Source organism: Pseudomonas sp. RGB (assembly GCF_007713445.1).
Taxonomy (GTDB): Bacteria; Pseudomonadota; Gammaproteobacteria; order Pseudomonadales; family Pseudomonadaceae; genus Aquipseudomonas.
This window is the reverse complement of record NZ_VMSH01000008.1, coordinates 152,497-165,407: the sequence shown is the minus strand read 5'-3', so window position 1 is coordinate 165,407 and position 12,911 is coordinate 152,497. Positions and strand designations below refer to the sequence as shown.

At 60.9% G+C, this 12,911-nt stretch carries 9 protein-coding genes and 1 pseudogene; 4 read left to right on the top strand and 6 right to left on the bottom strand.

All coding sequences use genetic code 11. From position 1 onward, the window contains the following. Positions 1 to 24 precede the first annotated feature (24 nt). From FPT15_RS18505 to FPT15_RS18490, 4 genes are all read right to left on the bottom strand, one after another. On the bottom strand, positions 25 to 726 hold the full coding sequence (locus FPT15_RS18505) for a VacJ family lipoprotein (protein ID WP_372241487.1): 702 nt from the start codon (positions 724 to 726) through the stop codon (positions 25 to 27). 86 nt (positions 727 to 812) lie between these two features. Further along, positions 813 to 2,207 (bottom strand): efflux transporter outer membrane subunit, encoded by a 1,395-nt coding sequence (locus tag FPT15_RS18500; RefSeq protein ID WP_145163480.1) that lies wholly within the window; start codon positions 2,205 to 2,207, stop codon positions 813 to 815. Further along, positions 2,204 to 5,338, bottom strand: coding sequence for an efflux RND transporter permease subunit (locus FPT15_RS18495; RefSeq protein WP_145163478.1), 3,135 nt, complete (start codon positions 5,336 to 5,338; stop codon positions 2,204 to 2,206). Before FPT15_RS18495 ends, FPT15_RS18500 begins: the two co-directional genes overlap by 4 nt. A 2-nt stretch (positions 5,339 to 5,340) precedes the next feature. Further along, complete coding sequence (locus tag FPT15_RS18490; RefSeq protein ID WP_145163476.1) at positions 5,341 to 6,525, bottom strand: efflux RND transporter periplasmic adaptor subunit; 1,185 nt, start codon at positions 6,523 to 6,525, stop codon at positions 5,341 to 5,343. Between the two features lie 145 nt (positions 6,526 to 6,670). Between FPT15_RS18490 and baeS the strand changes: the two genes are divergently transcribed. Both baeS and FPT15_RS18480 read left to right on the top strand, forming a co-directional pair. Next, positions 6,671 to 8,056, top strand: coding sequence for a sensor histidine kinase efflux regulator BaeS (baeS, locus tag FPT15_RS18485; RefSeq protein ID WP_145163474.1), 1,386 nt, complete (start codon positions 6,671 to 6,673; stop codon positions 8,054 to 8,056). Positions 8,057 to 8,059: 3 nt separating this feature from the next. Continuing rightward, positions 8,060 to 8,743, top strand: a complete 684-nt coding sequence (locus FPT15_RS18480; protein WP_145163472.1) for a response regulator — start codon at positions 8,060 to 8,062, stop codon at positions 8,741 to 8,743. 243 nt (positions 8,744 to 8,986) lie between these two features. Here FPT15_RS18480 and FPT15_RS18475 read toward each other — a convergent pair. Then, a pseudogene (locus tag FPT15_RS18475) lies at positions 8,987 to 9,469 on the bottom strand (Lrp/AsnC family transcriptional regulator). A 184-nt stretch (positions 9,470 to 9,653) separates the two neighbouring features. Here FPT15_RS18475 and FPT15_RS18470 point away from each other — a divergent pair. After that, positions 9,654 to 10,694 carry a zinc-dependent alcohol dehydrogenase family protein gene (locus FPT15_RS18470; RefSeq protein WP_145163470.1) on the top strand — a complete coding sequence of 347 codons (1,041 nt, stop codon included), beginning with the start codon at positions 9,654 to 9,656 and terminating at the stop codon, positions 10,692 to 10,694. Positions 10,695 to 10,841: 147 nt separating this feature from the next. Beyond that, positions 10,842 to 11,963: a muconate cycloisomerase family protein gene (locus FPT15_RS18465; RefSeq protein ID WP_145163469.1), complete on the top strand. Its 1,122-nt coding sequence runs from the start codon at positions 10,842 to 10,844 to the stop codon at positions 11,961 to 11,963. A 24-nt stretch (positions 11,964 to 11,987) separates the two neighbouring features. On the opposite strand, the gene FPT15_RS18460 is transcribed toward FPT15_RS18465, so the two are convergent. Then, a complete protein-coding gene (locus FPT15_RS18460) occupies positions 11,988 to 12,854 on the bottom strand; it encodes a LysR substrate-binding domain-containing protein (protein ID WP_178119715.1) in 867 nt (288 codons plus the stop codon). Positions 12,855 to 12,911: the final 57 nt, after the last annotated feature.

The following is a 12,911-nucleotide window of genomic DNA, read 5'->3' as shown; positions in this document are numbered from 1 at the left end:
ACGACCTGGTGGGTCACGTCCCGATCAAAAGTCGTCCTTTACGGCTCCCCCCTTGATCTTGAACGCTCGGGTTTGCAAATAGACACTTCGAATGAAGTTGTACTTATCGCCCGTAATGAGCTTTTCGGACGTCAGATATTGAGCACGTCCGTCGATCAGGCTCACGCCGTAAAGGCTATTACGGGTAGGAACGTCGCCGATGTAGCGGACCGGATTGGTGTAGGCATCGGGAAGGATGGCAGGCGCATCGCGCAGTGTGCTTGGCCCCAGGAGCGGCAGTACCAGGTAAGGGCCGCTATTTACCCCCCAGTAACCTAGGGTTTGACCGAAATCTTCGTCACTGCGCTGCAGCCCCATGGGCGTCGCGACGTCAAACAACCCCGCCAGGCCAATCGTACTGTTGAGCAAAAAGCGACTCGTATCCACGCCGGCACTATGAAACTTGGCTTGAAGTAAGTTGTTGGACAGATTTTTGACCTCCCCCAGATTATTGAAAAAATGATGAATGCCGTCTTGAGCAACCCGGGGAGTGACGAATTGGTAGGCCTGGGCGAGTGGTTTGAGTGCATAGGTATCCAACGTGTCGTTGAATGAGAAAATAGGTCGGTTAATACCTTCCCATGGATCTGGGTCGGCGTCCGCACGCGAAGGCGGTGAGATCGTGATGAAGCAGGCGCAGGCAAGCACCTGGACGCAACGGCTTACACTGGAACGAAAGGCACACATGGTTATTCCCCACTCAAAGAAGTCATCTGATTTGATGCGCGCAAGCCGTTCCTTCGCTGCGGTGATGTGTGCACGTGGCAGGGCCATTAATTCCAACCGCCCCCCAGCACTTTGTACAACGTGATGCGGTTACTCTGCTCGGTCAGGCGCAGCGTGATCAGGTCCTGCTGTGCGCTGTAGAGCGAGCGTTGCGCATCCAGGGCTTCGAGGTAGCTTTGCGAGCCGCCCCGATACAAGGCATCCGAGAGTTCGAAGCTTTTGCGGCTGGCGTCGGTCAGCGCCTGTTGCGCGGCGATACGGCGATCCAGGGTGCTGCGCACCGCCAACGCATCGGCCACTTCGCGGAAGGCGGTCTGCAGGGTTTGCTGATAGGTCTGCACCTGGATCTCGCGTTCTACCTTGGCCGAATCCAGGGTCGCGCGGTTACTGCCGCCGTCAAAAATCGGCACGCTGATGCTCGGGGCAAAGGTCCAGGCACCGCTGCCGGACTTGAACAGGCCGGCCAATGCCGCACTGGACGAGCCGGCATTGGCGGTCAGGCTGATGCTCGGGTAAAACGCCGCACGGGCCGCGCCAATATCAATGTTGGCGGACTTGAGCGTATGTTCGGCCGAGAGCACGTCCGGGCGTTGTTGCAGCAGGCTGGAGGGCAGGCCCGCCGGAATCTCCACCAGCACCGCCGCCGACTCCAGGTGCGTCCCCGGCAAGAGCGCCTCGGGCAGATCACTGCCGACCAACAGGCGCAAGGCATTGCGGTCCTGCAGGATCTGGCTCTCGTAGGACGCCACATCGCCCCGTGCCGACTCGACCGTGGTCTGGGCTTGCGCCACGGACAACGCAGAAGCGCCGCCCAAGGTGTAGCTGCGCTGGGTCAGGTCGTAGGTGGCCAACTGGCTGGTCAAGGTTTGCTGGGCCAGCAGCAGCCGTTCGTTGTCGGCGGCCAGGGTCAGCCAGGCCGTGGCCACTTCGGCCACCAGACTGATTTGCGTGCTGCGCCGGGTTTCCGTCAGCGCCAGGTAGTCTTCCAGCGCCTCATCCCGCAGGTTGCGAACCCGGCCAAACACGTCAAGCTCATAACTGCTCAGCCCCAATTGAGCGCTGTAATCGTGAGTGGTGGCCGCCGCGCCGGAGTTGGACAGCGACCCCGGTGTACGGCTATGGGTGCCGCTGACGCTCGCGTCGACAGTGGGAAACAGGTCCGCACGCTTGATGCGGTACTGCGCCTGGGCCTTCTCAACGTTCAGGCTGGCCAAACGCAAGTCGCGGTTATTGGCCAGCGCCAATACCTGCAATTGCGCCAGGCGGCTGTCGGTAAAGAACTGCTGCCATTTGATATCAGCCCCAGCCTGCCCTTTTGGCAGGCTGGCTGCTGGCAGCCATTGCTCGGACACCGGTGCAGCGGGACGCTCATACTGCGGTGCCAGGTTGACGCAACCGCCCAGGGCCATGGCGGCCAGCAAAGGCCAGTGTGACTTGATCATGCATCACCTGTCGGGGCAGATTGGTTAGCGCTGTGCACGCGGCCAAAACGGCGGCGGATCAGCACGAAAAACAGCGGCACAAAGAAAATCCCCAGCACCGTCGCGCTGAACATGCCGCCCAGCACCCCGGTCCCGATGGCCTGGCGCCCGGCGGAGCCTGCGCCCGTACTCAAGGCCAGCGGCAACACGCCGAACATGAACGCCAGGGAGGTCATCAGGATCGGCCGCAGGCGTTGGCGCACGGCGATCAGCGTCGCGTCGATCACGCTGTTGCCCTGCTCTTGCAAGTGCTTGGCAAACTCAACGATCAGGATCGCGTTTTTCGCGGCCAGGCCCACGGTGGTCAACAACCCGACCTGGAAATACACGTCGTTGCTCAACCCGGCGACACGGGTCGCCAGCACCGCACCGATCACCCCCAGGGGCACCACCAGGATCACCGAAAACGGCACCGACCAACTCTCATAGAGCGCGGCCAGGCACAGGAATACAAACAACACGGAGACGCCGTAGAGCAGCGGCGCCTGGGAGCCCGACAGGCGCAGTTGATAGGATTGCCCCGTCCACTCGTAGCCGATGCCCTGGGGCAATTGCCGGACAATGGCTTCCACCGCGTTCATCGCGTCCCCGGAGCTCACCCCTGGCGCAGGGTCGCCAACGATTTCCAGGGAGGCGTTACCGTTGTAGCGTTCCAGCAACGGCGAGCCGTAACTCCAGGAGCTGCTGGCGAAGGACGAAAACGGCACCATTTCATTGTTGCTGTTGCGCACAAACCAGTGATCAAGGTCCGCCGCCTGCATGCGCGAGTTTGCCTGGCCCTGTACATAGACTTTTTTCACCCGGCCCTGGTTGAGGAAGTCGTTTACGTAAGTACCGCCAAGCGCCGTCGACAATGTGGTGTTGATGTCACTGGTACTCAAGCTCAAGGCCCCGGCCTTGCGGTCGTCAATGCTGACCTTGAGCTGCGGCGCATCGTCCAGGCCGTTGCTGCGCACGCCCAGTAAGCGGGGATCTTTCCTGGCCAGCTCCAGGAACTGCTCGCGGGCCGCCACTAACGCATCATGGCCCAGGCCACCGAGGTCCTTGAGTTGCAGGTCGAACCCCGAGCTCTGGCCCAGGCCGCGCACGGTCGGCGGCTGCATGACGAACGCATCGGCATCGCCGATGCTCGACAGCGCCATGGTCGCCCGCTGGGCAATGGCGGCTGCACCCTCACCAGAGCCACCGCGTTCGGACCAGTCCTTGAGGCGAATAAACGCCCGCGCGGTATTCTGGCTGTTGCCGCCCATGCCCAGCCCGCTGATGCTGATCATCGCTTCGACTTCGGGCTGTTTCAGGATGTAGTCTTCGAACTGCTTGATCACGGCCTGGGTGCGGCTGTCCGTCGCACCGACCGGTAACTGGATCTGTGCCAGGAGGATCCCCTGGTCTTCATCCGGCAGGAACGAAGTGGCCAGGCTCATGTAGCCCACCGCCATGACCACCAGCACCACGCCGTAAAGCAGCAGGCTGCGTCCCCAACGGCGCAACACCGCCCCCACCCAGCGCTCATATCCGGCACTGGCCCGTTCAAAGGTGCGGTTGAACCAGCCGAAGAACCCGCGCTGAGCCGTATGCGCCTGGCCGCCACGCGCCTTGAGCAACGACGCGCAGAGCGCGGGTGTCAGGGTCATCGCCACCAACACCGACAGGACCATGGCCGAGACAATGGTCACCGAAAACTGCCGATAGATAATCCCGGTGGAACCACCGAAAAACGCCATGGGAATAAACACTGCACTCAGCACCAGGGTGATACCGACCAGTGCACTGCTGATTTCACTCATCGATTGCCGCGTGGCGGCCACCGGCGACAGCCCCTCGCCCATCAACCGCTCGACGTTTTCCACCACCACAATGGCGTCGTCCACCAGCAAACCGATCGCCAGGACCATGGCAAACATGGTCAAGGTGTTGATCGAATAGCCGAACAGCGCCAGCACACCGAACGTGCCCAGCAGCACCACCGGCACGGTGATCGCCGGTATCAGCGTTGCCCGCAGGCTCTGCAGGAACAGGAACATGATCAGCACCACCAGCACGATGGCCTCGCCCAGGGCCTTGACCACTTCCTCGATGGACAGGCTGACAAATGGCGTGGTGTCGTAGGCAATCACGTTTTTAAGCTGCATTTCCGTCGGGTAGAACGGCTCCATCTCCTTGAGCTTGGCCTTGACTGCCTCACCGACATTCAGCGCATTGGCGCCAGCCGCCAGTTGCACACCCATGGCTGCGGCAGGTTTGCCGTTGAGGGCCGAACTGATGTCGTAGCTTTCACTGCCCAACTCCAGGGTTGCGACGTCGCCCAGCAGAACGACAGCTCCATCACTGTTGGACTTGACGACGACATTGCGAAACTCTTCGACGGTCTGCAGTTTGCTGCGGGCGCTGATCGTGGCGTTCAACTGCTGCCCCATGATCGCCGGCAAGGCGCCGAGCTGCCCGGCGGAGACTTCAGTGTTCTGCGCCTCCAGGGCACTGCTGACGTCCGAGGGCATCAACGCGTACTTTTCCAACAGGGCGGGATCCAGCCAGATACGCATGGCGTAGCCCGACCCCAACGTCTGCACATCGCCAACGCCGTCTATTCGGCTGATGGAGTCCAGCAAGGTGGTGGAAATGTAGTCGCCGATCTGGGTACCGGTGACACTGGGGTCATCCGATGCCAGGGCGACAATCATCAAGAAATCCGAGCCGCCTTTGGTCACGGTCAGGCCTTCGCTTTGTACCGTTTGCGGCAGTCTCGACTCCGCTTGTTGCAGCTTGTTCTGCACCTGCATCTGGGCGACGTCCGGGTCAGTGCCGGCAGTAAAGGTCAAACTGATGCTGGCACTGCCTGCCGAACTGCTGGTGGCCGACATATAGGTCAGGTTATCCAGGCCTTTCATCTGCTGTTCGATGACCTGGGTCACCGAGTCCTCCACGGTCTTGGCCGAGGCCCCGGTGTAGGTGGCAGAAATCGTGACCGTGGGCGGCGCGATATCCGGGTACTGCTCCAACGGCAACTGGCTGATGGACAAGCCACCACCGAGCATGATCACGATGGCGATCACCCACGCGAAGATCGGTCGATCAATAAAAAAGTGCGCCATGTTCAACCCGCCTTCACAGCAGTCGGCGTCGTAGCCGCCTGGGTAGTGGCGTCTTGCGCGTTTACGGCGGCGCCGACACGAACCTTTTGCCCGCCTTCGACGATCAACTGGTCCCCCGCGTTCAGGCCCGCGGTGACCCACCACTGGTTACCCACCGCGCGATCGATGGTCAGCTCGCGTTGTTCAACCTTGCCGTCAACCACCAGCAACGCGGTGGTCACACCGCTGGCGCTGCGGTTGACCGCTTTTTGCGGAATCAGAATGGCCTGATCATTGCGCGCCTGCTCCAGCACCGCGCGCACATACATGCCCGGCAGCAGCAGGTGGTCCGGGTTGGCGAACTCTGCGCGAAGGGTCACGGTGCCCGTGCCCTCGTTGACACTGACGCCGCTGACCTTGAGCCGCCCCTCATGGTTGTAGGCGGTGCCATCGTCCAGCTTCAGACTGATCCGTGCCTGCCCCTCGCCGTTGGACTGCAAGGCCCCGCTGGCCAGGTCACGCTTGAGCCGCAGCAGTTCCGTAGTCGATTGGGTGACATCCACATAGATCGGATCGAGTTGTTGCACCGTGGTCAACGCGCTGTCCTGATCAGCCACCACCAGCGCCCCGGGGGTCACAGTGGACGTTTCAATGCGCCCGCTGACCGGCGAGGTAATACGTGTGTAAGCCAGGTTAATCCGGGCGGTCTCGACTTCAGCTGCGGCGACTTGCACGTCGGCGGCCGCGGTGAGCAACGTCGCCTGCGCGTCCTCGTTGTCTTGCTGGCTGATGGCATTGATCTTCACCAGTTCGGCGTCGCGCCTGGCGGTGGCCTGCGCCGATTTAAGCGTGGCGCGGTACTTGGCCAGGCTCGCCTGGGCCTGCGCCAGCGCGGCGTTGTAGGGCGCCGCATCCAATTGGTACAACGCTTGCCCGGCCTTGACATCCGCGCCCTCGACAAACAGCCGCCGCTGGACGATGCCACCGACTTGCGGACGAATCTGCGCCACCATGAAGGCCTGGGTGCGCCCCGCCAGCTCGGTGGTCAGCACTTGGCTCTGGGGTTTTATGCTGATCACCGAGACCTTGGGGGTGACCGCCTCAGGAAGTGGCTCGCCGCCGGAGCAGCCGCCCAGCATGACCAAAATGATCAAGGACAGGAGCACCGCGGCGGTGACCAGGAATTTGGCGATTATTTTCGTCGACATAGCAGCCTCTGCAAGACGGGATGACTTGAGTCAGCGCCATGCTGCGAGGCAAATGTGCAGGAAAATTGAAGATTGCCCCGCCGGGTTGAATCTTTCGCGCGCCAGGGCCTAAATGGTCACCATCCATTCCCGACGGCCCGCCTCCATGAAGTTGAGTATCTCCACCAAGCTGTTTATTGCGGTACTGGCCGGTGTGTTGCTGGTCATCCTGAGCATGGGCCTGGCGACCAGCTGGAGTTTCGGGCGGGGCTTTCTCGGGTACCTCAATGAGCAGGCGCTGGAGCGCATGGCGCCCGTGCTGCCGCGCCTGGCCAGCGCTTACGCGCGCGAGGGCAATTGGGAGTTCCTGCGCAACCAGCCGGACCGCTGGTTCGACATCATGCGGCCCGAACTTGGCGAGGATCCGGCGAAGAACGACCTGCGCACGCCTTTGGCCTCCGACCTGACAGGCGCGCTATTTCGCATCGCCTTGTTGGATAAACACAAAAAACGCGTGAACGGTTACCCGGATATTGGCGACGACGCGCTGTTGCGCCCGGTTGTCGTGGGCGACGAAACCGTGGGCTGGCTGGCCGTGACCCCGTTCCAGAGCGTGACCGAAGCCGGCGGCGAACGGTTCCAGCAATACCAGTTACGCACCAGTTTGGTCATGGGCGCGTTTTCGCTGTTGCTGGCGATGCTGATTGCCTGGTGGATCGCCCGAACGTTGCTGGAACCGGTCAAACGGGTGGCCGCAGCGACGCACCGCCTGGCCAGCGGTGACTACAGCAGTCGGGTGGCGGTGGCCTCCAATGACGAAGTGGGCCAATTGGCCCGTGACTTCAACCAGCTCGCCTACACCCTGGAGCGCAATGAACAGATGCGTCGCGAGTTCATGGCCGACGTTTCGCACGAGCTGCGCACCCCGCTGTCGGTAATGCGTGGCGAGCTGGAGGCCATCGAGGATGGCGTACGCACCCTGAACCCAGGCTCGATGAAGTCGTTGCAAGGCGAGGTCAGCATGCTCAGCAAACTGGTGGATGACCTGTATGAGTTGTCCCTGGCGGATATCGGCGCACTGACCTACCGCAAGAGCGTGTGTTCATTGGATCACTTGTTGCAAGCCAGCGTGTCGATGTTCCAGGAGCGTTTGAATACCCGGTACCTGCGCGTCGAATTGGACTTGCCATCCCAACCGCTGGAGCTGTTCGCCGACGCCAATCGCTTGCAGCAATTGTTTTCCAACCTGTTGGAGAACGCCGTGCGCTACACCGATCCGGGGGGGGTCATACACATCCGCGCCTCCCAGGATCGCGCCGAGGTGTGCCTCGAGCTCCTCGACTCCGGCCCTGGTGTTTCGGCCGAGCAACTGCCGCGCCTGTTCGAGCGCTTCTATCGTGGCGAATCGTCGCGCAACCGTAGCAGTGGCGGGGCCGGCCTGGGGCTGGCGATTTGTCACAGCATTGCCCTCGCCCACGGCGGCAGCCTTGACGCCGCGCACTCCCCGCTTGGGGGGCTTTGGCTGACCCTGCGCCTGCCAAGGAACATCTGACTCATGAACGACGAAAGCCCGATCCTGATTGTCGAAGACGAACCGAAGCTGGCCGCATTGATGCAGGATTATGTGGTCGCGGCAGGCTACCCGACCCTGTGCCTGAACAACGGCTTGCAGGTGGTGCCGACCGTGCGCGCCCACACACCGCGCCTGATCTTGCTCGACCTGATGCTGCCCGGCCGTGACGGTATGCAAGTTTGCCAGGACCTGCGGGTGTTCAGTGCCGTGCCCATCATCATGATCACCGCCCGCGTCGAAGAGGTGGACCGCCTGCTGGGGCTGGACCTGGGCGCCGACGACTACATCTGCAAGCCTTTCAGCCCGCGCGAAGTGGTTGCCCGGATCAAGGCCATCCTGCGTCGCGGTCCCCAACTGCTGACCAGCGCCCCACCGCGCCTGCTGATCGACGAAACGCAGTACCGCGCCTCACTCGACGGTATCGCACTGGACCTCACCCCCCTTGAGCTGCGACTGCTCAGCACCTTTGCACGCTCCGCCGGGCGGGTGTTTTCCCGCGACCAACTGCTGGACAAGATCTACTCCGACCACCGCGTGGTCACCGACCGTACGGTGGACAGCCATATCCGCAACCTGCGACGCAAGCTGGAGCAGGCGTGCCCTGGAGAAACGCCCATCGAGTCATTGTATGGAGTGGGCTATCGGTTTCAGCTTGCCGACGCCTGAGGTCCCGTCGAAGAGACGGCCTTGGCGTGAATGCGATGTCTGGGCAAGCCCCTCGGTGCATCCATTTCGGATCGCGCGCCGACGATTTAATCTTCGACATTTTCAACGCATAGGGCTTCGAGCAATACCGGCTCCAAGACGTCAAAGAAGCGTCTGATTTCCCCGGCTATCGCCGTTTACCTGGGTATTTATCTTTCGCGTCTTAGGGCTGTGCGCGCAGGCGAGGCCGGGCGCCGCAGGCCCTCAGATACTCAGGAGTTCGGCCAGCGGAAAACGCTGCGTGGTCTTCATTTCTCGCAGCGACAGGTTCGAGCGGATACTCAAAACGCCCGGGAGCTTTCGCAGCACCTTTTCGACGAATCTGCTGTAGCTGTCCAAATCCCTGGCGACGACTTGAAGTTAAAAATCCGCCTCGCCCGTTGTGTTGTGGCAACTGAGTACCTGAGGCGCCGAGGCGATGATTTTTTCAAACTTTTCCGTGGCCTCTTCACTGTGATCACTGCAGGAAATCTGAACAAAAGCCATCACCCCCAGGCCCAGCTTTCTGCGATTCAGGATGGCTTGATACCCCTCAATCACCCCGCATTCCTCAAGGCGCTTTTGTTTACGCCAACAGGATGCTTCGCTGAGGGAAAGTTGCTCCGCCAATTTGACATTCGACAGTCGTCCATCTCGCTGCAGTCGCTCTGATATTGCAATGTCCACCTTATCCAAACGCTCGAGCATGGTTGATCCTTTCAATTATGTGCCAGCTCACGGAGATTAATTTCATTTGGCGCAAACTATCAATCGCAATCTGAAAAGCAATTTCACCCCATTTGCACATAATGGATCACCGCTGATTCGAGCAGCCCCCCGCAAGAACGCCACCGAATACAGCGCCGTGTCTATCCAGGTAGAGGTTACTTTCATGAAAGCAGTTGTCTACGAAGCCTTTTCCAAACCGCCGCGCTTGATGGACGTCGAAGACCCGACGCCGGAGCGTCACGGTGTGGTGATACAGGTGAGGGGCACGGGGGTTTGCCGCAGCGACTGGCACGGCTGGAAAGGCCATGATCCGGACATCCAGTTGCCGCATGTTCCCGGGCATGAGCTTGCCGGCATCGTGGCCGAGGTTGGCCGCGACGTTACCCGGTGGAAGGTCGGCGACCGGGTGACGGTGCCCTTCGTCGGCGGGTGTGGCGCGTGTCCCGAGTGCAACAGCGGTAACCAGCAGGTCTGCACTACGCAGTTTCAACCGGGCTTTACCCACTGGGGTTCGTTTGCTGAATACGTCGGTATCCATCAGGCCGACCTGAACGTCGTGGCACTCCCTGAGAGCATGGACTTTGCCACCGCTGCAAGCCTGGGTTGTCGCTTCGCCACTTCATTCCGCGCCGTCGTTGACCAAGGCAAAGTCAGCGCCGGACAGTGGGTTGCGGTGCACGGCTGCGGAGGCGTCGGCCTGTCCGCAGTGATGATCGCCAACGCCCTCGGCGCGAACGTCATCGCCATCGATATTTCCCAGGAAAAACTAGAGCTGGCGCGCTCGCTCGGTGCCGTTGCAACCGTGAACGCACAAGCCGTTGCGGACGTCACCGAAGCCGTGCTGGAAATCACCCAGGGTGGCGCCCACGTCTCACTGGATGCACTGGGCCATCCCACCACGTGCTTCAACTCCATCAACAACCTGCGCCGTCGAGGCAAACACGTCCAGGTAGGCCTGATGCTCGCCGACCACGCCACACCGGCGATCCCCATGAGCAAAGTCATCGCGCACGAGCTTGAGATCTACGGAAGCCACGGCATGCAAGCGCATCGTTATGACGCCATGGTCCAGATGATCACCGGCGGAAAACTCGCCCCGGAAAAACTCGTGGGTAAAACCATCAGCCTGGAGCAGTCCATCGACGCGTTGATGAACATGGATCGCTTCGAGACGGCCGGCGTAACGGTTGTGACCGAGTTCTAGCTCAGGCAGGACGCAACAGTACCCAGGCCACAATACCCATTAAGTATTGGTCACCACCTCCTGGGTATTTGACCTCTCCCAACCAAAGCAACACCATTGAGTTCATCAGGACCCCATCGGCACGCAGCTCAAGGAATGACCGCCTCCATGCACCCCATCTCTATTGAACGGGTCGAAGCTCACCTCGTCGAGCTGCCGACCCTCAGGCCACACCGGCTGGCGATGCATACCATCGAAACCCAAACTACCGTGATCCTGCGGATACGCTGCAGCGACGGCATCGACGGCCTGGGCGAGGCCGCCACCATCGGCGGCTTGTCTTACGCAGGTGAAAGCCCGGAAAGCATCAAGACCAATATCGACTGCTACTTTGCGCCGCTGTTAATCGGCCAGAACCCCTACAACTTGAACGCCCTGATGCAGCGCCTGGACAGCCTGATAAAGGGCAATACCTTCGCCCGCTCGGCCGTGGAAAGTGCCTTGCTTGACGCCCAGGGCAAACGCCTGGGATTGAGCGTTGCCGAGGTACTGGGCGGCCCGGTGCAAAGCTGCCTGGAAGTCGCTTGGGTCTTGGCCAGCGGCGACACTGGGCGGGATATCCAGGAAGCCGAGCAGATGCTCGAGGCGCGCCGCCACCGCCAGTTCAAGGTCAAGCTGGGGGCTCGCGAGCCGACACTGGACATCCAGCATGCCGTGGCTATCAAGCAGGCCCTGGGCAATCGAGCCAGCGTGCGCGTGGATATCAATCAGTCATGGAGTGAGGCGGTCTGTATCAGGGCCTGTACCCAACTGGCAGACGCCGGAGTAGAACTCATCGAGCAGCCGCTGCCGCGCCATCTGCACCGCGCACTGGCGCGCTTGAACAGGCGCAGTCCGATCCCGTTGATGGCTGACGAAGCCATCGAGTCGGTCGCCGACAGTTTCATGCTCGCCAGTGAGGGCGCCGCGCCGGTGTTCTCGCTCAAGATCGCCAAGACCGGTGGGCCTTGCGCAGTACTACGCGCAGCGGCCATTGCGCGGGCGGCGGGAATCGACCTGTATGGCGGCACCATGCTGGAAAGCAGCATCGGCACGCTCGCCTCCGCCCACGCCTTTACAACCTTGCCCGAGCTGAAATGGGGCACCGAACTGTTCGGCCCCCTGTTGCTGGTCGAGGATGTGGTGCTGCAACGCCCGGAGTATCGGGACTTCAAACTCTGGTTACCGAGCGGGCCCGGTCTGGGAGTCGAGATCGACGAGCACCAACTGACGCGGTTACGCCGACATTGAGGGCTGAGGGTGCCACCGCCGGCTTCAGTGTGCGTTGGCCGCCGCCTGGATCAGCCGCGAGACCTCGCGCAACAACGCGGTTTCACTGCGTTGGCGATGCCAGATCAGCGCCGCCGTGCGCGTAACGCCGGGGTTGAGGATGGGCAGATGCACCAGTTGCGGATCCACCCTGGGTTTGTGTTCGAAGTGCACTGCGGCGACCGATGAATTCAACTTCACCACCTCCAGCATGCACTCAATGGAACTTAACTCCATCTGGATACTGCCAGCAATCTGCGCCCCCAATAGCTGATCGATCAAGTGCCGGGAATGATAGCGAGAAGTTTGCACCAACAGATCGATCCCCCTCAATTCGGCAGCGTCGACAGTGGCTTGGCCAGCCAGGGGATGATCGGCAGCCACGGTCAACACCAAGGCTTCCGAGAATAACGGCTCAACAATGAAGTCACCTTTGAAGGAGTCTAAAAAAGAAACCCCCAAATCTATTTCTCCCTCTTGCAAGGCCATGGAAACTTCACCGGCGGACAGAGCCTCGCCACTGATGCTGATATTCGGGTAACGCTCCCCCAACGCGGCAAGTACAGGAGGCAATAAGCTGTTTATGTAGGTGCTGATACCGCCAATACGCAGCTGGCCCTGGGCCAGGGAGTCGATATTACGCAAGGCCAGGGCGCCTTCTTCGACTTCTTTCAAGGCCCGGGTGGCGTAGTGAAAGAAGGATTTCCCAGCAGCACTGAGTTCGACACCGCGACCCACGCGGTCAAAAAGTTTAACTTCCAGGAAGGACTCCAACTGTTTCAACTGATGAGAAAGTGTCGACTGCGTGACAAACAAGGATTCCGCCGCCTTGGTCAAGTGCTGAAACTTGGCGATGGCCAGAAAGTACCGCAAGTGCCTTAACTCAATCATGATCAATCGCTGGCATCGATGGGTTTGATGGGAATATAC

Bases quoted from the DNA above. Each gene is read 5' to 3' on its own strand.
- FPT15_RS18505 (WP_372241487.1), bottom strand. From the start codon at position 726: ATGTGTGCCTTTCGTTCCAGTGTAAGCCGTTGCGTCCAGGTGCTTGCC.
- FPT15_RS18500 (WP_145163480.1), bottom strand. From the start codon at position 2,207: ATGATCAAGTCACACTGGCCTTTGCTGGCCGCCATGGCCCTGGGCGGT.
- FPT15_RS18495 (WP_145163478.1), bottom strand. From the start codon at position 5,338: ATGGCGCACTTTTTTATTGATCGACCGATCTTCGCGTGGGTGATCGCC.
- FPT15_RS18490 (WP_145163476.1), bottom strand. From the start codon at position 6,525: ATGTCGACGAAAATAATCGCCAAATTCCTGGTCACCGCCGCGGTGCTC.
- baeS (WP_145163474.1), top strand. From the start codon at position 6,671: ATGAAGTTGAGTATCTCCACCAAGCTGTTTATTGCGGTACTGGCCGGT.
- FPT15_RS18480 (WP_145163472.1), top strand. From the start codon at position 8,060: ATGAACGACGAAAGCCCGATCCTGATTGTCGAAGACGAACCGAAGCTG.
- FPT15_RS18470 (WP_145163470.1), top strand. From the start codon at position 9,654: ATGAAAGCAGTTGTCTACGAAGCCTTTTCCAAACCGCCGCGCTTGATG.
- FPT15_RS18465 (WP_145163469.1), top strand. From the start codon at position 10,842: ATGCACCCCATCTCTATTGAACGGGTCGAAGCTCACCTCGTCGAGCTG.